The 20099-nt window shown below is 53.2% G+C and carries 24 protein-coding genes and 1 tRNA gene; 16 read left to right on the forward strand and 9 right to left on the reverse strand.

What is annotated here, in order from left to right:
* Nucleotides 1–11 precede the first annotated feature (11 nt).
* Nucleotides 12–632: a 30S ribosomal protein S3ae gene (locus tag ACNO7C_RS01400; protein WP_460025241.1), complete on the forward strand. Its 621-nt coding sequence runs from the start codon at nucleotides 12–14 to the stop codon at nucleotides 630–632.
* 512 nt (nucleotides 633–1144) lie between these two features.
* Here the strand turns inward: ACNO7C_RS01400 and aspS are convergent.
* Entirely contained in the window at nucleotides 1145–2416 is a 1272-nt protein-coding gene (gene aspS / locus ACNO7C_RS01405; protein WP_460025242.1) for an aspartate--tRNA(Asn) ligase, read from the reverse strand.
* Between the two features lie 60 nt (nucleotides 2417–2476).
* On the opposite strand from aspS, the gene ACNO7C_RS01410 reads away from it, so the two are divergent.
* The 9 genes from ACNO7C_RS01410 to ACNO7C_RS01450 all read left to right on the forward strand — a co-directional run bounded on the left by ACNO7C_RS01410 (nucleotide 2477) and on the right by ACNO7C_RS01450 (nucleotide 7796).
* Entirely contained in the window at nucleotides 2477–2746 is a 270-nt protein-coding gene (locus tag ACNO7C_RS01410; RefSeq protein ID WP_460025243.1) for a 50S ribosomal protein L34e, read from the forward strand.
* Nucleotides 2747–2751: 5 nt separating this feature from the next.
* Nucleotides 2752–3315, forward strand: a complete 564-nt coding sequence (cmk, locus tag ACNO7C_RS01415) for a (d)CMP kinase (protein WP_318536536.1) — start codon at nucleotides 2752–2754, stop codon at nucleotides 3313–3315.
* Nucleotides 3316–3453: 138 nt separating this feature from the next.
* A complete protein-coding gene (gene tuf, locus ACNO7C_RS01420) occupies nucleotides 3454–4755 on the forward strand; it encodes a translation elongation factor EF-1 subunit alpha (protein WP_460025244.1) in 1302 nt (433 codons plus the stop codon).
* 64 nt (nucleotides 4756–4819) lie between these two features.
* A complete protein-coding gene (gene rpsJ, locus ACNO7C_RS01425; protein WP_318536538.1) occupies nucleotides 4820–5128 on the forward strand; it encodes a 30S ribosomal protein S10 in 309 nt (102 codons plus the stop codon).
* 78 nt (nucleotides 5129–5206) lie between these two features.
* A tRNA-Arg gene (locus ACNO7C_RS01430) sits at nucleotides 5207–5317 on the forward strand.
* Between the two features lie 82 nt (nucleotides 5318–5399).
* Entirely contained in the window at nucleotides 5400–6230 is an 831-nt protein-coding gene (locus ACNO7C_RS01435; protein ID WP_460025245.1) for a UbiA family prenyltransferase, read from the forward strand.
* Nucleotides 6231–6277: 47 nt separating this feature from the next.
* A complete protein-coding gene (locus ACNO7C_RS01440) occupies nucleotides 6278–6631 on the forward strand; it encodes a hypothetical protein (RefSeq protein WP_460025246.1) in 354 nt (117 codons plus the stop codon).
* Between the two features lie 26 nt (nucleotides 6632–6657).
* A complete protein-coding gene (locus ACNO7C_RS01445; protein WP_460025247.1) occupies nucleotides 6658–7218 on the forward strand; it encodes a hypothetical protein in 561 nt (186 codons plus the stop codon).
* Nucleotides 7219–7313: 95 nt separating this feature from the next.
* The gene (locus ACNO7C_RS01450) at nucleotides 7314–7796 is read left to right on the forward strand and encodes a hypothetical protein (RefSeq protein ID WP_460025248.1); all 483 of its coding nucleotides are present in this window, start codon (nucleotides 7314–7316) and stop codon (nucleotides 7794–7796) included.
* On the opposite strand, the gene ACNO7C_RS01455 is transcribed toward ACNO7C_RS01450, so the two are convergent.
* Nucleotides 7780–7941: a hypothetical protein gene (locus ACNO7C_RS01455; protein WP_318536543.1), complete on the reverse strand. Its 162-nt coding sequence runs from the start codon at nucleotides 7939–7941 to the stop codon at nucleotides 7780–7782. The two genes, ACNO7C_RS01450 and ACNO7C_RS01455, sit on opposite strands and share 17 nt — an antisense overlap.
* A 418-nt stretch (nucleotides 7942–8359) precedes the next feature.
* Here ACNO7C_RS01455 and ACNO7C_RS01460 point away from each other — a divergent pair, with 418 nt between their 5' ends.
* Nucleotides 8360–10567: an STT3 domain-containing protein gene (locus ACNO7C_RS01460; protein ID WP_460025249.1), complete on the forward strand. Its 2208-nt coding sequence runs from the start codon at nucleotides 8360–8362 to the stop codon at nucleotides 10565–10567.
* A gap of 307 nt (nucleotides 10568–10874) precedes the next feature.
* On the opposite strand, the gene ACNO7C_RS01465 is transcribed toward ACNO7C_RS01460, so the two are convergent.
* Both ACNO7C_RS01465 and ACNO7C_RS01470 read right to left on the reverse strand, forming a co-directional pair.
* Nucleotides 10875–11036, reverse strand: a complete 162-nt coding sequence (locus ACNO7C_RS01465) for a hypothetical protein (protein WP_460025250.1) — start codon at nucleotides 11034–11036, stop codon at nucleotides 10875–10877.
* 35 nt (nucleotides 11037–11071) lie between these two features.
* Nucleotides 11072–11272: a hypothetical protein gene (locus ACNO7C_RS01470; protein ID WP_460025251.1), complete on the reverse strand. Its 201-nt coding sequence runs from the start codon at nucleotides 11270–11272 to the stop codon at nucleotides 11072–11074.
* A 1-nt stretch (nucleotide 11273) separates the two neighbouring features.
* Between ACNO7C_RS01470 and ACNO7C_RS01475 the strand changes: the two genes are divergently transcribed.
* Nucleotides 11274–11411, forward strand: a complete 138-nt coding sequence (locus ACNO7C_RS01475) for a hypothetical protein (protein WP_460025252.1) — start codon at nucleotides 11274–11276, stop codon at nucleotides 11409–11411.
* A gap of 220 nt (nucleotides 11412–11631) precedes the next feature.
* On the opposite strand, the gene ACNO7C_RS01480 is transcribed toward ACNO7C_RS01475, so the two are convergent.
* The 3 genes from ACNO7C_RS01480 to ACNO7C_RS01490 all read right to left on the reverse strand — a co-directional run bounded on the left by ACNO7C_RS01480 (nucleotide 11632) and on the right by ACNO7C_RS01490 (nucleotide 15237).
* The gene (locus tag ACNO7C_RS01480; RefSeq protein ID WP_460025253.1) at nucleotides 11632–12696 is read right to left on the reverse strand and encodes a TRM11 family SAM-dependent methyltransferase; all 1065 of its coding nucleotides are present in this window, start codon (nucleotides 12694–12696) and stop codon (nucleotides 11632–11634) included.
* Between the two features lie 3 nt (nucleotides 12697–12699).
* The gene (locus ACNO7C_RS01485) at nucleotides 12700–13770 is read right to left on the reverse strand and encodes a DUF373 family protein (RefSeq protein ID WP_460025254.1); all 1071 of its coding nucleotides are present in this window, start codon (nucleotides 13768–13770) and stop codon (nucleotides 12700–12702) included.
* A gap of 87 nt (nucleotides 13771–13857) precedes the next feature.
* Nucleotides 13858–15237 carry a cyclic 2,3-diphosphoglycerate synthase gene (locus ACNO7C_RS01490; protein ID WP_460025255.1) on the reverse strand — a complete coding sequence of 460 codons (1380 nt, stop codon included), beginning with the start codon at nucleotides 15235–15237 and terminating at the stop codon, nucleotides 13858–13860.
* 160 nt (nucleotides 15238–15397) lie between these two features.
* Here ACNO7C_RS01490 and ACNO7C_RS01495 point away from each other — a divergent pair, with 160 nt between their 5' ends.
* The 4 genes from ACNO7C_RS01495 (at nucleotide 15398) to ACNO7C_RS01510 (ending at nucleotide 18814) form a co-directional block, all read left to right on the forward strand.
* A complete protein-coding gene (locus ACNO7C_RS01495; protein WP_460025256.1) occupies nucleotides 15398–15799 on the forward strand; it encodes a type II toxin-antitoxin system VapC family toxin in 402 nt (133 codons plus the stop codon).
* Nucleotides 15800–15878: 79 nt separating this feature from the next.
* Nucleotides 15879–16829 (forward strand): transcription initiation factor IIB, encoded by a 951-nt coding sequence (locus tag ACNO7C_RS01500; protein WP_460025257.1) that lies wholly within the window; start codon nucleotides 15879–15881, stop codon nucleotides 16827–16829.
* 483 nt (nucleotides 16830–17312) lie between these two features.
* Nucleotides 17313–18146, forward strand: a complete 834-nt coding sequence (gene dph5, locus ACNO7C_RS01505) for a diphthine synthase (RefSeq protein WP_460025258.1) — start codon at nucleotides 17313–17315, stop codon at nucleotides 18144–18146.
* On the forward strand, nucleotides 18107–18814 hold the full coding sequence (locus ACNO7C_RS01510; protein WP_460025259.1) for a DUF357 domain-containing protein: 708 nt from the start codon (nucleotides 18107–18109) through the stop codon (nucleotides 18812–18814). Before dph5 ends, ACNO7C_RS01510 begins: the two co-directional genes overlap by 40 nt.
* Here the strand turns inward: ACNO7C_RS01510 and ACNO7C_RS01515 are convergent.
* Together ACNO7C_RS01515 and ACNO7C_RS01520 are read right to left on the reverse strand one after the other, a co-directional pair.
* Nucleotides 18777–19445: an endonuclease V gene (locus ACNO7C_RS01515; protein ID WP_460025260.1), complete on the reverse strand. Its 669-nt coding sequence runs from the start codon at nucleotides 19443–19445 to the stop codon at nucleotides 18777–18779. The two genes, ACNO7C_RS01510 and ACNO7C_RS01515, sit on opposite strands and share 38 nt — an antisense overlap.
* The gene (locus ACNO7C_RS01520) at nucleotides 19438–20073 is read right to left on the reverse strand and encodes a haloacid dehalogenase (protein ID WP_460025261.1); all 636 of its coding nucleotides are present in this window, start codon (nucleotides 20071–20073) and stop codon (nucleotides 19438–19440) included. Before ACNO7C_RS01520 ends, ACNO7C_RS01515 begins: the two co-directional genes overlap by 8 nt.
* Nucleotides 20074–20099: the final 26 nt, after the last annotated feature.

Below are 20099 nucleotides of genomic sequence, written 5' to 3' on the forward strand. Positions count from 1 at the left end.
GGGTTTACTCCGTGAGCACTAGGAAGGCCAAGGACAAGTGGGCGATGAAGAAGTGGATCAAGGTGCTAGCGCCCAGGGCATTCGGCTATGCTGAACTAGGTCTAATCCCGGCTAACGAGCCTGAGAACGTCATTGGCAGGACCGTCGAAGTAAGCTTTTACGACATCACGAAGGATATTTCTCAGCTACACATTAAGCTGAAGTTCCAGATAGTTAAAGTTGAGGGGACTACAGCTTACACGCAGCTCAAACAGATGGAGCTCACGCGAGACTACATACGAAGCCTCGTGAGGAGGGGGACATCCAGGATAGACGCGATAATAGACGTAGAAACGAAGGATGGGGTTAAGCTCAGAGTAATGGGAATGGCCGTCACCGTGAGCAGAGTTAAAACCTCGCAGAAAAAGGCTATCAGAAAGATTATGTTTCAAATAATAAGCGAAAAGGCTGGCCAGCTCGACTTCGACACCTTCATACAGCAGGCGGTTCTCGGTAACATAGCCTCGGAAATCGAGGCTAATGCCAGAAAGATATACCCAATTAAGAAGGCTGAAATCAGGAAGATAAAAGTCCTCACACCCACATTCCAGATCCCCTTGGCTAAACCCGAAAGCATAAGCGTCCAGGCCTAAGTAGCAACAGTACTTTTTAGTTTTCCCAAAAATTTTCCTGAATCCAATTCATATCTTTCCATGTTCCATCCAAGTTTGAAGGAGTTGTACGAGCACTCGATAATGCCTACTTATCTCGGGCCGCATCAGTTACAGTACATGTGAAGGTTTATATCCAGCACCTCCAACCTCGCAGAAAGAGATAAGTAGCGAAGACATAATTTCTCGTTTCTCAGCATACGCACCGAAAAGGAGATGAATCCCGAATGGCTAGAAGTCGGCGTCGAGCAATAACCATTTCCCGGTACGTCCACACGGTTGCCAGTCAGGTGCTTTGAACAACGCGAAAAGACAACTTGCCCGCAGCGACGTGGGCTGGAGTCCGCTGGAGCCACCCCTCGGAAAGGGGACCCGTGGTATCCCGAGGAGAGGCCCCCTTATTAGTTAAGGGGTAAATGAGGCAGGCGCGACTTGAGATGAGCGTGGTCATGAACGCTTCTCGAAGCCACTTGAAGGTCGAGCCTCGGTGCCCATCAGGGGATCAGCCTGAAGCGGTCTCTTGGGAATAGCACGACTTCTCGTATGTTCGAGAGCCCCAGCATAGTCATCAAGAGTCTATCCAGGCCTAGACCGAAGCCGCCGTGAGGAGGCATACCGTACTTAAATGCCTGTGTGTAAAAGCTGAACTCCTCTGGATTCAGCCCTTTAGCTTTGAGGTTTTTGAGTAGCTCGGTGTACCTGTGTTCTCTCTGACCTCCTGAGGCCACTTCGATACCCCTTATGTCGAGGTCGAAAGACCTGCTCAGCTTGTCGTTCTCCCTCATGATGTAGAAGGGTTTTGCGTCCCAGGGGTACTTCGTGATAAAGTAAATCGGGTAGCCTTGATTCTGCAAGTGCTCTCCCAGGGCTTTCTCCGCCTGTGTGTCTAGGTCGTCCCCCCACTGCAGGCTGAACCCGAGCTTCCCCAGCGTGTCTAAAGCCTCGCTGTACGTTACCTTTGGTATATTCGCCGGCTCCTCTAGGAGCTCGAATCCCACCTCCCTCAAGGTCTCACCCATTTGTGACCTAAGGTACCTTATTGCACCTCTGACGAAGTCCTCCAGTATCCTCATAACGTCCTCCTCGCTGTCGATGAACGCCATCTCGACGTCGAGCCCCCAGCTTTCGTTCAAGTGCCTAGGGGTGCTGAACTTCTCAGCCCTAAAGTACGGTGCAATTTCGAATACTCGCGGCACCCCGCACATGAGCATTTGCTTGTACAGCTGGGGGCTTTGAGAGAGGTAAGCTTTCCTTTCAAAATAATCCACTGTGAAGAGGGTGGCCCCTCCCTCGGCTCCAGCACCGACGATCTTCGGGGTGTTCACCTCCAAGAACCCCTGCTTTGCGAAGAACTCGCGAGTGAAACCCATGAGCTTGCTTCGCGCGATGAACACGGCTCGAAAGCGGGGCAGCCTAAGTGCAAGGTACCTGTAGTCGATGTACAGGTCAAAGCTCGCTGGGGTCTTGCCTGTCAAGTCGATCGGCGGTATTTCCAGTGTCTCGGATAGTACGGTTATCCTCGAGGCCTGGATTTCACGCCCTTTTCTACTCACGACCACCTCTGGGAAAACCCCCTCCACGCGCACCGCTGAGCCTAGCTTGACCCTCGTAGCGGTTGTCCATGTCTCTGGATCGACTTGGTCTTTTTTAACGACGACCGTTATTGGGGAGAGGTTGAGGTCATCGATGACCTCTAGGAAGGCCACCCTTCCTAGGCTCTTTGCGTTGCTCACCCAACCCTCCACGACTCCGGCCTTAGTGCCCAACGCCGAACACCTTCGCGCGAAAATTTCTTAAATACTCGCACATAAACGCTTTGGTGTCCTATGGTAAGGCCTGCGCTTAGGTCGCGCACCAGGAAGAGGAAAATCGTCAGAACCCCCGGTGGCAGGCACGTGCTCAGGATCCTGGACAAGAAGCATGACTACCCCAAGTGCGCGGTCTGCGGCGCGCCGATACGAGGTGTCCCGAAGCTCACCACTAGGGAGGAGAGAGGGGGCGTGAAGATGCCTACGAGGATTTACGGCGGCTACCTCTGTCATCGTTGCTTGAAGCTCGGCATAAAAGTAGCAGCACGTAAGCTCGCGGGAGCCTGATCGCCTTGCCCTGCGTCGTCATAGCTGTGAGCGGAACCCCTGGTAGCGGTAAGACAACGTACTCCCGCTTTATAGCAGAGCACTACGGCCTACGCTACGTTTCAAGCGGAGGCCTCTTCAGGGAGCTAGCCCGCGAAAGGGGCGTCAGCCTACTTGAGCTGCATAAGAAAGCCGAGGAGGATGAGAGCATAGACCTGCTGATAGACCAGAGGGCGATCGGCGAAGCGCTTAAAGGAGGCGTCGTAGTGGAGGGTCACCTGTCCGTCTGGGTGTTGAGCAAGATAGCCCACATAAAGATAATCTTCGACGCTCCGCGCGAGGTGAGGGCGGAGCGCATAGCGAGGCGTGATGGCATCTCGCTTGCGGAGGCCTTAAGGGAGATCGAAGAGAGGGAGAAGAGCAACTACGAGAGGGCGATGAAGTACTATGGCTTAAACATAAGGGATTACAGCGTAGCCGACCTCGTAGTTTCCACACAACACCTAGACGCTGAGGACGTGAAGAACGTAGTGCTAGCATACATTGAGGGTTTCAGGCGAAGGCATCCGGAGCTGTTCACTGATCCATGAAACGAGCTGTTTTTCGAGAGCTTTTGCAGGGACCTAAGGAGGCGCTTCTTCGCGCTTAACATGTGGGTCGCTCTGGTATGCCTTCATTAAGTTAAGTTTTTATAATCAAAGAGTGTGTAAAGGGTGACAGGTGGGACAATGTCTGAGAAGAAGCCGCACCTTAACCTAGTGGTCATAGGCCACATCGACCACGGTAAGAGTACGACGATGGGTAGGCTACTCTACGAGGTCGGAGCCATTGATCCCAGAGTAATTCAGCAGTACGAAGAAGAGGCTAAGAAGCTGGGACGCGAGTCCTTCAAGTACGCTTGGGTGCTCGACCGGCTGAAGGAAGAGAGGGAGCGCGGTATCACCATCGACCTAGGCTTCTACAAGTTCGAAACCAAGAAGTACTTCTTCACACTCATCGACGCGCCCGGACACAGGGACTTCGTGAAGAACATGATCACGGGAGCAAGCCAGGCCGACTGCGCAGTACTCGTGGTCTCCGCCAAGGAGGGCGAGTTCGAGGCCGGCATCAGCCCAGCTGGGCAGACACGTGAGCACGTGTTCCTAGCCAAGACGATGGGCGTAGACCAGCTCATCGTGGCCATCAACAAGATGGACACTGTTAACTACAGCAAGGAGAGGTACGAGGAGATAAAGAACCAGCTATCAAGGCTCCTCAGGATGGTTGGCTACAAGGTGGAGGAGATACACTTCATACCTATATCGGCCTGGGAAGGGGTGAACATTGCAAAGAGGTCCCCAGACAAGACTCCGTGGTACAACGGCCCATCCCTCTACGAGGCATTCGACGACTTCAAGGAGCCGCCGAGACCCGTCGACAAGCCCCTGAGGATACCGATCCAGGACGTTTACTCCATCAAGGGTGTAGGCACCGTTCCCGTGGGCAGGGTGGAGACAGGGGTGCTGAGGGTCGGCGACAAAGTCATAATCAACCCGCCGAAGGCGGTCGGCGAGGTCAAATCCATCGAGACGCACCACACACCAATCCCGGAGGCTATTCCGGGCGACAACATAGGTTTCAACGTGAAGGGCGTCGAGAAGAGCCAGATCAGGAGAGGGGACGTGGTGGGCCCCGTCAACAACCCGCCAACAGTGGTGGACGAGTTCATCGGGCGCATATTCGTGCTATTCCACCCAACCGCAATAGCCGCCGGCTACACCCCAGTGCTACACATCCACACCGCTACAGTCCCGGTGACGTTCGAGGAGCTGCTGCAGAAGCTCGACCCTAGAACAGGCAGCGTCGCAGAGGAGAAACCGCAGTACATTAAGCAGGGTGACTCCGCTATCGTGAGGTTCAAGCCGAGGAAAACCGTAGTCGTAGAAAAGTACTCCGAGTTCCCGCCATTAGGCAGGTTCGCAGTGAGGGACTCCGGCAGGACCATCGCCGCCGGCGTTGTAATAGACGTCAAGAAGGCTGAGGGCTACTAGAGCTTTCTCCCTGGGTAAAGTTTTTATAGTGTGGGGTGTTGACTCTTTCTGCTCGTGATGCTGTATGCCCAGCAAGGTTCGTATCCGACTCTCAAGCACCTCCGTGGAAGACCTAGAGGCTGTGTGCAACGAAATCAGGGAGATAGCCAGGAAGACGGGCGTCAAGATACGCGGCCCGATACCGCTCCCCGTGCAGGTTATGAGGGTCGTCACAAGGCGCGCCCCCTCAGGACAGGGCTACGAGACCTTCGACCGGTTCGAGATGAGGATACACAAGCGCCTCATCGACATGGACGCTGACGAGAGAGCCACTCGGCTGCTCCTGCGAACCAGGGTGCCCCCCTCGGTTAGAGTTGAAATAGAGGTCGTCTAAGATACTTAGGTAGCTTGCGGCGACCTCTGCAAACTCCTGGAGAAAAATTTATCAAGCGCACTAGTTTTCGCTTATTCGGGGCCCGTAGCGCAGTCAGGAAGCGCGGCGGCCACGCCGAAAGGCGCCGCAGTCCTAAATTGCAAGAGTGGAGTAAGCCGCAGGTCCCGGGTTCGATTCCCGGCGGGCCCGCCTCTTCGAAGTCTTCACGCAGGGCTACCCTTGCCGGGCGAAGAAATTTAATTACATTCAGAATGGATCTCTCTACGATACTATGGGGAAATTCAGAGCCTACCTGAAGCTGTCGCGCATCGAGCACGGTGTTATGACGGGTCTCGCAGTCGTGGCTGGCTACCTTGCGGTCAATGCTAGCTTCTCGTTGAGGCTCGTCCTGGCCTTTCTCAGCTCGCTTTTTGCGGAGATGTCTCTCTTCGCCTTTAACGACATCTTCAACATCGAGGAGGATAGGGTGAACAGCCCGGAGAGGCCTCTTGTGAGGGGCGATTTGAGCAGAAGGGAGGCTCTCGCCTTTGCTGCCGTCGCATCGACTTCCGCGCTGCTGCTCGCTTTACCACTCGGAGCATACCCCGTGTTACTCCTCTTAGCCGCGCTGGCCATAGGCAACGCGTACAACTACTACCTGAAGAGACTCTCCATCATCGGGAACCTGGCCGTAGCCGGTCTAACGGCAAGCAGCTTCCTCTACGGGGCCCTTGCAACAGGCCTCGCGGTAGAGGAGAAAGTGTCACTCTTCTTCTTGATAGCCTTCCTGGCGAACATTGGACGGGAGATCGCCAAGGGGGTACGGGATCTGGAGGGCGACATACGCGTCGGCGTATGCACGCTCGCCTGCGAAATCGGGGTCAAGCAAGCGGGGCTGGTGTCAGCCATCTTCATGGCGCTAGCCGTTGCGCTAAGCCTCGCCTCCCCCCAGTACTTCGCTCTGAAGGAACCCTTTGTAGCTATGCTGGCTTTGACGGACGCTATGTTCATCCACTCGATTTTCACGATTGCAAGAACCCCGACCCCTGAAGCCGCGGGGATCGTTAGGAGGAACACGCTTATAGGAATGCTGGTGGCCATCCTGGCGTTCACACTCCCCTAACTCGAAGCCAAAAGTATATACATGAGCTGCGCGATTCTGAGCCCCGTATGCGGCGCGGTGCGTCTGGTGTAGCTTCAGCTCTACTCTCTGAGAGCGCTCTCGCATGGCTACTGCTGGCTTTTTCCATCGCGATCGCGGCCGGCCTCGTCTACGTTCTGGCCGAGAGACCCCCATTCTCCCTTGGAACGTACATCATCTACCCGGGCACAGGCTCCCAGACCACGAGCGAGTTCCTGGTACTTCTCTTCCTGTACGCTCTCGCCGTAGCCGGGCTACTGCTGGTTTACGAGGCCCCGAGGTACAGGTCCAGGCCGAACCTAGCAACAATGTTTCTAGTGACGGGTATCGTCTTGGCGTTCATCTCCGTGACCCTGCTTTTGACGGTCTACGGCATGAAGTAATGATCCCGAGGGTTTTTCTCAGAGCTTTGGGTAAGCCGGGCCTGCACGTAGTCTACGGTGGCCCGTCATCCTTCAAGACAGCTTTCTCGCTCTTCGCTGCGCTCCACCTAACAAAGTCCAAGGTGCTGTACGTCGGGCTGGCCAGGCACTCGCTCTTACACCCTGAGCCCAGCGACCGCTTGGCCGTCACCGCGATTCCAAACCTTAAGCAGGAACTGCACTTCCTCCTCAGCTTAGACCTAATCCCGGATAACATAGACGTCGTGGTCTACGACGGCTTCTCGGCTTACTACCTGCCCCTCCGTTTCTACATGCGTGAAAGCGCTATCACAAGGCTGCAGTTGCTCGCCGCGTCGAAGCTCTACGCTCTATCCATGACGAGGGCAGTGCCCGTGCTGGTGACGACGCAGGAGGTCTCAGGGAGGAGGCCTCTGGCGTACCGAGTTCTCAGATTTTACGCCCACGACTTCGTGAGGCTGGAGAGAACAGAGGCGGGGCTAAGGCTCGTCCTGACGGGAAAAGACCTTGATGAGAGGCTGTCTACCTCCTTGGAACCCGAGGAACTGGGTATTGAAAAGCAAAAATAATCCTCCGGTCTTAAAACACTCGGGGTGCGACGCCTAGGCGCATCGCCTCGGAGTGCCGCGAGAAGGCGGGCTTACTCGCCCAGTTCATCAAGAGAATGAAGGGCGACTTCGTACTGGATCAGCTAAGCCCCGAGCTCGTAGTCCCATGCGAACTGATCGACGAAACTATCGGTGAGCCGGTCCTAAGCGTCTACCTCACCTGGTCGCCTGAGAGGGCCAGCGAGGTCGTGGTAGCGGTGGACCCCGGGGAGTCGAAAGCCGGCCTCGTGATAGCAGTAGAGGACGACGTGCTGTTCGTCGGGCTCTCCACGCCTGAGGCGATCTCGAGAATCATAAGGGTGCTCTCGGCGCACTACAGGAAGGTGATCTTAATCGTGGGGCGAACACCCTCATCCGAGAGGCTACTAGCCGGCAACCCGCCAAACGTGAACGTAGTGTTCCTAGAGGAGGCGAATCTACCCACCTTAAAGCTAGGGGGCAAATTCAAAGACGATGCCCTCGACGCGCTAAGGCTATACCTTAAAGGAAGAGCTCTGCTCGTGCAGAAGGCCGTGCAGGACGCTACCTCCTCCTCTTAACCTTAACCTCTACAGGCCTCCAGTCGATCTCGCGACCGCACCTCGGGCAACGCCCACCCACAGAGGCGTAGATCTTGTAGAGGTTGGGTACCTTGCTACCCTTGTAGAACACGTAACCGCACTTGCTGCACACAACGGTTATCATTGACCTGAATATCGGCGCTCAGAGATATATTTGCTTGCCCAGAGTTTAGCCTCCCTGAAAAGCCCCCTGAGCTTACAGAGCGAAACGCCTTCACTCTCGATCCCGCGCCCTTGCCCCTGTGTCCGATTCAGGCGAATATGGATCCGCGCATGCTGCAGGAAAACCGTAGGCTAGCTCGCGGCTCGACTTAAGGATAGGATGATGCGCCTGGAGAACAGAGCTCGTGAGGAATGCACGCGGGTCCTGAAGCAAAAAATGGGGGTAAGCTAGACTCTATCCGCGTCCAGCGATGCAGAGAAAATCTCACTGGCGTTTCTCGGTTGCAGGAAGAGATAAGGATGGGAAGCGAAAAGCAGTAGTAGTACGTGCTGGAGGGGGATGCACAAAAATAAATACCCGGGGTAAGAGCACCTATTCTGTGTCTGACAGGAGCGACACGCCATCGAAGAAGGTTGCGTCAGGACTCCTCAGGTTTCTAGAAGCACTTGGAGATACTAGGGCCGTGGTTGCAGTCATCCTAATCCTGGCATTCACTGTGACGCTGCTTGCGCGACTAGCCCCCCTCCACTGGGGCACGTACTTGAACGAGTTCGACCCATACTACGAGTACTACCTCTCCGTCAAGATGTTAGAAAACGGCAACGGTAGTTTCCTCGGGGGCTTAGCCTGGTGGTACCACTGGTGGCTCGAGAACCCTAAGCCCAGGGACACCCTGTTCTGGGCGCCGAGCGGTAGAGACCTCAGGGGCACGAGCCAGCCCGGAGCAGCGTTCTTCACGGTAGCCACGTACGAGCTTCTCAGAGACCTCGGCCTCCAAGTCGACCTCTACTTCATCCACGGCATCATCGTCCCCGTCGGAGCCGCCTTCGCGGTCTTCACCGCTTACCTGCTGGGAAGGGAGCTCAAGGACGAGCGGGTGGGCGCGTTATCCGCGGTTATGATAGCGCTGAGCTGGGCGTACATGTACAGGACCAACTACGGGGCCAAGCACGAGGGCCTAGCTATCCCCTTCATGCTTCTCGGCTTCTACCTATTCCTCTTAGCGTACCGCAGGAACTCCGTCCCGCTTGCCATCCTGGCAGGCCTCTCGCAGGGCATCGTTGTCCTGTCTTGGGGCGGATACCTCTACCCCTGGAACTTCCTCGCGCTACTCGCACTCTTATGGCTGCTCATCCACCCGGATGACAGGACGCTAGCCAAGGTCTATGTTGCCTCGAACGCCGTAATCACCCTCTTCGTCGCCACGACGCCGAGGTTCGGCCCTAAAACCGCCTTTCTCTCACTGGTAGGCTTCCTCCCGCTCGCCACCACCGTCTACGCCGTATTCCTGCTCACAGGCTTTTCCAGAATCAGAACCTTGAGCCCCTCCCAGATTAAGAAGGCCGGCCTCGCGGCCCTTGGAGTGCTGGCGGCCCTGCTCGCTGTGGCGACGATCACGGGTCTGACGTCACTGATCTCGGGCAGGATCCTGGCCGTTGTCCTGCCTACGATAAGAGAGCCCGGAGTGACCACGGTGGCGGAGCACGCGGTTCCATCGTGGAACCAGCTATTCGACGACTTCCAATCGTCCATCGTTTTCGGCATATTTGCGGTGTTCATTTTAGCGAGGAGGATGAGGAGCGACCTCAAGGCTGCCTTCGCATCACTGTACCTTGCCACGTCCCTGTACTTCTCCTCATCGATAGTCAGGCTCATCCTGCTGCTCTCACCCGCAATATCGGTCGTTGCCTCGATGGGCCTCGTAGAGCTCTTCGATAGGGTGCTCGACACTACCCGCACAGCGGCCTACAGGAGGCGTGGTGGCGGCAACGTTTCCGGCGCCGTGGTGGCCTTAGTCCTCGTGGTGCTGTTGCTGCTGTTTTCCCCGTCGATCCTGGGCTCCAAGGTACCGCTCTACTCGCATCAGCCTGCACTTATACTCACTTCCTCTATACCCATGGTCGACTACAACTACCAGTACATGGACTGGATCTCCGCTCTGGAGTGGATCAAGCTGAACGTGCCGCGCGACGCGACGATAGCGACGTGGTGGGACTACGGCTACTGGATCAGCGTGAACACGGGGCGAAAGACCACCTGCGACAACGCGACCATAGACACCAGGCAGATCCAGAAAATAGCCAGGGCCTTCATGTCCGACGAGGACACGGCCCTCAGCATATTCAGAGAGCTGAACGTGACGTACGTGGTCGTCTTCGAGCCCCTACAGTCCCTCACCCTGTCCACAGGCGTTAACGTGTACTTCTCCATGATCCACCCCGCGCTCGGCGGAGACATGGCAAAGAGCCCGCAGATGCTGAAGTGGATAGGGCTCGACGCGGGAGACTACATCTACGGCTACAGAAACGGCTCGTACGCGTACCTCGACCTCGGCAACAACCAGAGGATATACCTCCTGGTGCCAGCCGCAACGCCCCAAGCCCTAAACTCGACCCTCTACAGGATGATCTACACGAGAAACTACAAGCAGCAGGTGTTCATCTTCGACGCCTTCCTAGGGCAGCTCCAGGGCTACAACGGTCCCCACTACCTTCTCCAGCCACTGAAGAACTTCGAGCTAGTCTACGTGTCCGAACCGAACGGCTGGGTGAAGGTATTCAAGGTTAAGGCAGCAGCATCACCATAAATCCCGTTTTCTGGAACACAACACCCTTTTCTGAAGCAAGTTTCGCGTGAACGTCACATTTGTTCTGTTTGAACGAACCCTCCCATCTTTCTACGCCGAGGCAATGCTACTTTTTATCTCTTCCCTGAATTCTTCCCGTGTTAGACCTACGCTTTCCCTCGCCCGAGGGCTTTGTGGGGGGTTGTTGGTTGGTGCTCGAGCGTAGGCTAGAGCTGTGTAGTCACGGAGGCTGTGAAGGCTCCAGCGGCCTACCGCGGAGCCATGCGCTCGGGGGGCTGCAGGGAAAAGAGAGAGGGAAAAGCGGTTCTCAGCCGAGGAGCTTGAGCCGTATGTACTTCGAGAGGCTCAGGCCCCTCTTCCCCGCCCCCCTCAGCCTCTCCCTCTCGGCCGGCGTCACGCGCACACGGACTATCTCAGAGCACTCAGCTTGCTCGAGCGCGGCATGGTAGTCCGAAGCGTAGGCGAACACAGCTTGTGTGAGCGTTTATAACCCCCCTCACGCGCTTAGCCTCGACCATCGAGGCTAAGCGCCGAGATTTGAGAGAGCGTTGCGAGGCCAGTCAGCCCGAGCCACCTCGTAACGCTCTGGGGCCTACGCGAGCCGAAGCCGCTAAGCAAAGCGTTCGCTACGAGGAACACCAGGCACACTGCTCCGGCTGGAGAGGCTCCGCTCACCAGCTTCATCAGGGAGGCCGTCGCCGGCAACGTGAGGTACGTCTACCTCACTGAGAGGGCCTGCGGACCGCTTGTGCTACTTGGCTACAGCCTCGAGGAGCTGATGTGCGGCGGTGCCGCCTTTAGGCTCATCAGTCGCTTAGCTTCATCTGCCTCCAGTACAGCATGACCGTTATTATGTGGCTGCATATCCTCGCCTGTGCACGTAGCCGTAAGCCATGGAGAAGCAGCCAGCCTTTAACAGAGTGTAACGATGTTATACTTTCAGTGTAATCATCGGAACAGCCGGCTGCTCCTCCCCGGAAGCCCCCTCGAGGGGCAGGCCCGAAGAGGGCGATGCAACGCCCCCGTGGGGCGACCCCGAGGCCGACCAAAGGATGACGACAAATTTAAGGGGGGCCAGCGGGGGCAGAAAAGCAGGAGCGCCAAACTGACCTCGTGAGGCTTGAGTGCTCGCGAATCCAGCAGATCTCCTCGCACCCCAAATCCCTCAACTCTGCATTGGCGCCTTCATATGGATAAAGGAAAACGCACGACCCTCTCTTCTTTAGAGCCTCCTTTACACGCCGAAGTGCGAGTTTGAGTGTTTCATCGGGGCTTCGCCCCTTTGCGGAGGCGAGCCGGCCGTACGGCGGATCAAATGCTATCGAGTCCACAGCATTCGCCCTTAAAGGGAGCATTGAAGCGTCTGAAAGTATGAGGTCTACTCTTTCGTAGAGGCCGTGGAAAATCGCGTTCCTCCGAGTCCCCCGAACCGGTCTGTAGTGTATTTCAACCCCCACCGCGTAAAACCCTAAAAGAGCCGCTTCTATGAGCGTGCTACCCGAGCCGCAGAACGGGTCCAGAAACGTCCTGGTCTCGTTACTTGAACCGGGTCCCTGAGTGGATAAGTTTACTAGGAAGAGAGCCAACTTCGGTGAAAGAGCTGAGAACTGCAAGTACGGTCTCTTCTCGGGTGAGCGATACGTGAATCTATCTCTCCTGAAGCTGTGAAATATCTCACCCCAGTAAGCTTTCTCTCTTGCGAAGTCTACTAGAAGGAAAAATCTTTGACCATGCTCGGGATAAATTTCACCAAGAGAGAGGTTGCTCTTCTGGATAAATTTTCCCAAAAGGCAGTTCACTACCCGGACTTTATTTGGTTTTTCACCAATGATGACTATCTTGACTGAGCGAAACCACTCCTTGCTTCCTGGTTCCGCCTCCAGGGTGCAATCCCCAATCTCCACCTCTTCTCTAACAACAATGACGTCGCTCAATGTTACAGACCGGTATGCGTGCTCCATCAGCTCTCCTAGGTCGACGCTTCCCTCCACCTCGTAGAGGTTCCTGCTCAACTCCCTTACAACTCCACTTCCCGATAATAAACGAAGCATATTGGAGATGTCTACTTGGCTACATTCTCCGAGATTCCATTTGAATACTAGGAGTAGCTTACTTACGTTGCGATCCAAGTATTACCTCCCGCTTTTCCTCTCAAGAGGCATTATTGCTACCGAGAAAACCACGAACCCTAGAACTATGAAAGACCATGTTAGAATCGCTCTTATGTCACCTCCTCCGGAGAGGTATTTGGCAACCTCTACCAGCAACTGCCGAGATATGAGGATCGTAGTAATCGCGAAGGCATCTGAGTACAGCAGCGGCTTACGCGATAAGATGGCGTCTACTAACTTACCGAAGATTAGCAGGGCAACCGACAGAACGAGTAGATCTACAACTATTAGCTGGGCTCCCACCGGAGCTATAAGCATATCTCCGAGAGCGTTCCAGACCCCCTTGGAGAGGCTTTGGACGAAGACCGATAGACCCTGTATAACGCCCAAGAGCAGTAGCAGCGAAGAAAGTAGCAGGGTGGCGAACGTTATCGGCCTCGAAGCGTAGATTTCTCGTAGTGCCACGTCGAGCTCATACCCTTTTACGAAAAGAGCGGCCCCTGTGAGAAGTAGTATGATGGGCCATACAAACTGCGGAACCAGCGTCGAGAGGACGACGTAAGCTACTAGGACGGCTCCAGTTAAACCTAGGGAGTATCTACGGTACTTTTCCTCCGTCACGAGCTTCTTTAGGTAGTTGACCATTAGGACGAATGTCTCCTCTACTCCGCGAGACTGCTGAACGATCACACGCCTAATTGAGATGAGTGGAAGCCTGGATTGTATAAGCGGTGCGACCGCCTCATCTGTAGGTCCGTCTGACACGAGTATTGCTCCCGTGTACTTATCTTTGGATAGGATAGAGTCGAGCTCGCGTAGTATTTTCATGTCAGCTTCAACTCCCTCCTCCTCCACGCCTGCCAGCAGGGCAACCTCGACTTTGCCTTCATACCCTTTTGCCTTGAGCTCCCTGTACGTTTGGATAGCCGCGAAGAGGGCGTTAGAGTCTGAGTCCTCTGGACGCCTCAGAATGTAGTCGAGCGCGATCTTCAGAATGCTTTCTTCTCCTACGACCGGTGTGGATACGCCTAGAGTATCACCCACATCGTTGTCCCTATCCACGCATAGGACAAGTACCTTGCCTTCCTCCATACCGACTGAGAGTATATCTACTCTCGAAGGATTATATTATTATCTACCAGGAGGCCTCGAGTAAACACCGTCCAGAAAGATCTATCTTCACTGAGATTTTACCTTCTTCGTGATAAAGTCAGATAGTATCTCTAATAGCCCAGGGTTGCTTACATCGCGAGCTTCGTAAAACACCCTCACAGCCGGCTTATTTAACCTGAGGTAGCGACGTAGGTCTGATGGGGTGCCGAGAACGACTGTATCTGCAGGCACTTTGTTAAGCGTCTCCTCGAGTTCTCTGATCTGGGTTTCAGAGTACCCTAGTGCCGGAACAACGGGCCCGATGTGAGCATACTTCCTGTACGCCTCAGCGATCGTGCCGACTGCGTAAGGACGTGGGTCTACAATCTCTCTAGCACCGTAAAGCTTCGCAGCAAAGTACCCTGCTGCATGGCTCAGCGACCCATGGGTTACTGTAGGTCCATCCTCGACTACCACTACACGTTTACCCTTAACAAGCTCAGGAACATCCACATTAACCTCCGAGACCGTATGAACAATAATTGCCTTTTTATTCACCTCACGAACGCTTTTTTCAACCTGCTCAATTGCGGACTTATCGACCACGTTGACCTTATTGACGACTATAACGTCAGCTAACTTCACGTTAACGTAACCCGGGTAAGAGCCCAAAACGTCATCCGGCCTTGTAGGGTCAACCACCGTTATATAGAGATCAGGCTTGAAAAATGGCCAGTCGTTGTTCCCGCCGTCCCACAACATGAGCTCCGACTCTTTTTCGGCTTCTCTAAGAATTTTCTCATAGTCAACTCCCGCGTACACGATGCTACCCATGGCGAGGTGAGGCTCGTACTCTTCGCGCTCCTCTATTGTACACTTGTACTTATCTAGGTCTTCGAAGGACGCAAACCTCTGAACCACGCTGGATTTAAGGTCACCGTATGGCATCGGGTGCCTGACAACGACGAACTTTACTCCGTGCTGTTTCAGGCCCCTGGCTATGAGGCGTGTGATGGTGCTCTTCCCAGCCCCCGTTCGCGAGGCAGTCACTGCTATGACTGGCCTAGTTGACTTCAGCATCGTTTTTTCAGCTCCAAGCAGAACAAAGTTCGCCCCGGCAGCTATAACACGGCTTGCCTTATCCATCACATCGTTAAAACGCAGGTCGCTGTACGAAAGGTAGACCTCATCAACGTTGTACTTCCTTATAAGGTCTTCCAGGAGATCCTCGGGGTAAATCGGTATCCCGTTAGGATACAATGGACCGGCCAGTTCCGGCGGGAACACGCGATTTTCAATAAATGGGATTTGCGTAGCAGTGAAAGCTACGACCTCGTAGTTGGGGTTGTTCTTAAAGAGAACGTTAAAATTGTGAAAATCGCGACCTGCAGCACCCATTATAATGACTCTTTTCCTCGAAAGTGACGCTTGCGAAGGCATCAAAGCCCTTGTTGAAAGCTTCATCATGAATTAAATAAATTTTTGTAAAAGTTTTTGATATTTTTTCTGATAATAGAGTAATACTTTTACTTCTTAAGGGGAATCTTCATGAAATGCATTCAATAGACCAAGAAGATTTTTATTACGATGTTAGTAGTGGTATGAGAGTCGAGGCAACACAATGTGCATGTCACTGCTAGTTGATACAAGTGTTCTCTTGTTCGTTTCTGAGCGGAGGTTGAATCTCTTAGATGTGCTTTTTGACTGTGAAATCACAGTCTGCCGCATCTTAATCGCCGATGCTGTTGTGGATGAGTTAGAGAGGCTTGCTCTATCTAAGGCTTCCAAAAGAGGTAGAAATGCATCGATTGCACTAGCTATGTTAAAGGATGTACTTTCTAAGCATAGTAACTTGTTCTCAGTTATTGAGGTGAAGACCAAAGAGGAGGAAGTAGATTCAACGCTAATATCCCTAGCCAAGAAAGAGGGGCTTATTCTCGCTACGGCAGATAGGAGAATGAAGACAAGAGCTGAGAAGAACGGTGTTACGGTATTATTCCTGAGGGAAGCTAGCGGAAAACTCGTGTAGGCAAATGTGCGCGTCTTCTTTGACAAAAAACTTTATAAGTAAACTTGAGAAATCCTTAAATAGGTTTCGGGTGAGTCGCATGGCTAAAAGGGAGAATGTAAAAGAAGAATTTGAATCTGAAGAAGAGCTTAAGTGCCCACAGTGCGGCAGCACGAAGTTAATCTATGATGCCACTCGCGGTGAAATAATCTGTGCAAACTGCGGCTACGTGATGAGCGAAAGGGAAATTGACAGGGGAGCAGAGTGGAGGGCGTTTACGCCAGAGGAGAGGGAGAGAAGGAGCAGGGTCGGAGCACCTATCTCGAGATTTGGGATCGAAAGCCTCGTCACAGACATCGACTGGGCTGGGCGTGACGCAGCAGGCCGTGAGATTAGCCTTAGGAAGAAGATAGAGATGCTTAGGCTTAGGAAGTGGCAGGTGAGAGCCAGAGCTCAAAGCTCCATCGAAAGGAACCTGGCTCAGGCAGTTGTGGAGCTTGAGAGACTTGGAGCTCAGCTTGGTCTGCCCAAGTCTGTCCTGGACAGAGCTATTGAGATATACCGAAAAGCGCTAGACAGTAATCTTGTCAGAGGCAGAAGCATTGAGTCCGTGATGGCAGCCGCTGTTTATGCAGCCTGCAGAGAAATGAGGTTGCCGAGAACATTGGATGAGATAGCTCTCTACACTAGGGCCGGGAGAAAGGACGTGGCAAGATGCTATAGGCTACTATTGAGGGAGGCTGCAATAAAGGTTCCGCTACCGAACGCCTCTGACTTTGTACCTCGCATCGGGTCGTTGCTGAGACTGTCAGGCTCCACGATCAAAAGGGCTATGGAGATCATCGAGCAAGCTAGAAACGCGGGGCTCACTGCAGGTAAGGATCCCGCAGGATTAGCCGCAGCAGCAATATACATTGCTGCAATTCAGAATGGAGAAATGCGAACCCAGAAAGAGGTCGCTCGGGCTGCGAAGGTTACTGAAGTTACTGTGCGTAATCGCTATAAGGAGCTCGTTAAAAAACTCGGGATAAAGCTTCCGGTAAAAAAATAGCGCTCTCAGGGGGCTCAAAGCCTAAATTAAGACAGTCACTCGGTTAGAAAAAAGTCATAAGCTCTAGCATTAATTTCTACGGAATGCTTCTAGTATACTGTATTTATGAGAGTGCTTGGTGGTGCTCGGTCGCGCCCATCACTCCCATTCACTAGTCCGGGGAGGTCCTCTTCCAAGTGACCTTCGATTTTTCCCTCTCGAAGCGAGGTGGTGCGCTAGGCGACACTTATCCCCCGATTCAACATATGCATAAGCGATACCCGGTACAAGTGTGACGGTCTCTCCAGTTAATGGTTATAAGCGCAAGGTGAAGTACTCACGCGGGTAGCGACGGTCAACATCAGAGGTAGTTGTAAGGCGTTAATAGAATCCTCCCACAACTCTTCCCAGTCCGTAGTAAGTGGGGGGTTGCGAGTTGATCGCGGGAAGAAACTCGGGAAATCTAAAAAGGCGCTGCTAGTACACTATAAATGCATCGGTAGTATGCTGATAGTCGGAGGAGTAGGTATCTGGGGTCTTCGAGACATCTCGCTTGGACTCGTTGAAGCATTGAAGACAGCTGAACTGGTGTTCCTAGAGGAGTACACGAGCATCACGCCTGGCTTCTCGAAAAGGGTTCTGGAAGATGTTATTGGGAAGAAAGTGGAGAGCCTGACTCGCCGCGACTTAGAGAATGGTAGGCTCCGCGAAATACTCGAACTGGCACAGACTAATAAGGTTGCTATTCTGACCTACGGAAACCCCTTCTTCGCCACAACGCATACATACATAGTCTCCGAGGCTTACAGGCTCGGAGTCCCCGTAGAAATATACCCTGCACCTTCTGTTTTCGACGCTATCCTCTGCTCTACAGGCTTGCACGTCTACAAGTTTGGCAGAATAGCCACTCTCGTCTTTCCGGACGAGGGGGTTGGGTACTTTCCATACACAACATACAAGGTTCTGGGTGACAATCTCTCTCGGGGTTTGCACACATTGCTCCTCTTGGAAATGAGGGCTGAGGATGGTGTGTTCATGAGTATACCTGATGCCGCTTCTGTGCTCCTGGGGCTCGAGGAGAGGTTCCGCGAGAGAGTAGTCGAGCCCAGCATGCTAGTGATAGGAGTTTCCAGGGCACTGTCACCAGATGAGGAAATCTTTATCGGTAGCCTAGAGGAGGCGGCAAAGCTAGAAAAATCCCCACCGCCTCACTCTTTAATCATTCCAGGCGTCCTACACGATACAGAAATAGATTTCTTGCATTACAGGCTTGGAGTTAAACGCGAGGTGCTTACCGGTTGGAGCGAGTCTGTAAAGAGAAGGCTTCAAAGTACATAGTGAACTTAGAGGAGGCCCTGAGGCAACTAAATCATTCCAATGTTGCGTCGGGGCTTCAAGCAGTGATAGAGCAGGCCAAGCTATACTTGAAGGACGCGCAATTTTACCTTAATCGAGGTGATTGTATTACATCAATCGCGTGTTCGAGCTACGCCGAGGGGCTCCTCGATGCCTTAAGATTCTTAGGCCTTGCAGAATTTCAGTGGAAGAGCGGTCCCGCCGCTGGCTCTGCGAAAAAAGTCCTAGTTGGCGGTGTGTTTGACATACTGCATCCAGGACACATATTCTTTCTGCGGAAAGCCGGCGAGTACGGGAGAGTGTACGTCGTCGTTGCTAGAGATCAAACCGTATTGGAAGCCAAGGGTCACCTGCCTATCTTCAGCGAAGGCGATCGGGTCGAAATCCTAAACAGCCTGAAAATCGTAGAGGAAGCGTTCCTCGGTGACTACCCACCGAACTTCGAGAACGCTATTAGGAGAGTGAACCCTGACTACGTTGTGCTCGGAAGTGACCAAGAAAGGCTCGTTCAGGCTGTCGAGAAAGCGATTGACTCCCTAGGAGTAGACTCAAAGGTGGTAGTGCTCAAAGAGCGTATCGAGGGTTACTCCTCGACGCTCTACAGGGACAGACTTAGGAGCTATTACGCGAACGTAAAAACTCCAACCTAGACCTGGTCGCTATTCTGTGAGCTTGAATTAATGGTTCGGGAATCGAGGAGTTCTTTTTGGTAAAGCTTAAAGTCAGTTTTAGGGCGGTTTCAAGAGTTACTTTATGCCCTACACTCACGTAGATAGCTCTACTCCGCTCTCCAAGCTTTATGGCATAGGCCAAAACCTCACCTCTATAAACAACTACCCCTAAGTTCTCCCGCTTTTGAAAAACCTCACCTACTAGCAGTTTTTTGGCAACTCCAATGGTGGGTTTATCGAGAATTACTCCAAGATGACACGCAAATCCGGCTTTAAACGGGTGCAGTCTCCCGTTTCCGTCAACAAACAGCACTTGATAGGGTGTGCTCAGAGATTTCACGGCCTTATAAGCCGGCCAAACCTCTCTAAAGGCGAGTACAGTGGGTATATAGGGGAACTGTACGTCAACAACCACGGTTTTGCTTTCAATAACTCTCAAACCGGGGTAGTCCACAACTACAGCTGACGCAACGGCTTCATCATCAACATAAGCTACGTCGACCCCCGCAGCGTACTTTAAAGGAAAATCTATCTCGTCTACCTCTTTCACTTTTTCAGCTATCTTCTTTTGGGCTATCCTTGCTTTCTCGATAGAGAAGCCTCTAATCACCTGTTCCACCAGAGAGGAGATGATCTATTTTCCTTGATAGCCTAATGGATTTCTCAGAAACTAGGATGTCTTTTCTAGTGCTGTCGATGAGCGCTCTCGCAACGTCTACTTTGTGCCTTAACCCAGGTGTCAACGCCTCGGGAAGAGAGAACTTGCTTAACTCGTAGAATATTCTTTCCATGAGGTCTACTAGCTCCCACGCTCTGGTAAAGTTATCCCGCCTTAGCTCGTCCAATGCGCTTCTCCTCAGCTCGCCTATAAGGTCGCCCAAACCTTGAAGGTAGGCTTGGGGCTCAACGCCCAGATCCTCAAACGAGGGTGGTGCAGTGCCGCTTAAGATAGAGTAGAGCATTTCCGCCTCAACGTATTCAGCTTGAGCCGATATCACACACCCGGCGTAGTAGATGTTGGGGAAGCCCTCGCGGAAGGAGAGGATCCTCCTAAGGAGACGGCGAGCTTCTTCAAGGCTTTGAATACCTCTTTCCCGATCGCCTCTGTGTAGGCTGAAAATGGCTTCTCTCGCTTTTCTCGTTAGCTCACGTGTTAGTGTCAGAATTTCTTCTCTTTTCTCATCAAGCTGGGTTAACAATTTATTGATCTTTTCAAGGTCTTTACTTAACACCTCCACGGTTTACTCGGTGTAAACCAACTGGT

It is taken from the genome of Infirmifilum tikiterense (assembly GCF_054696565.1).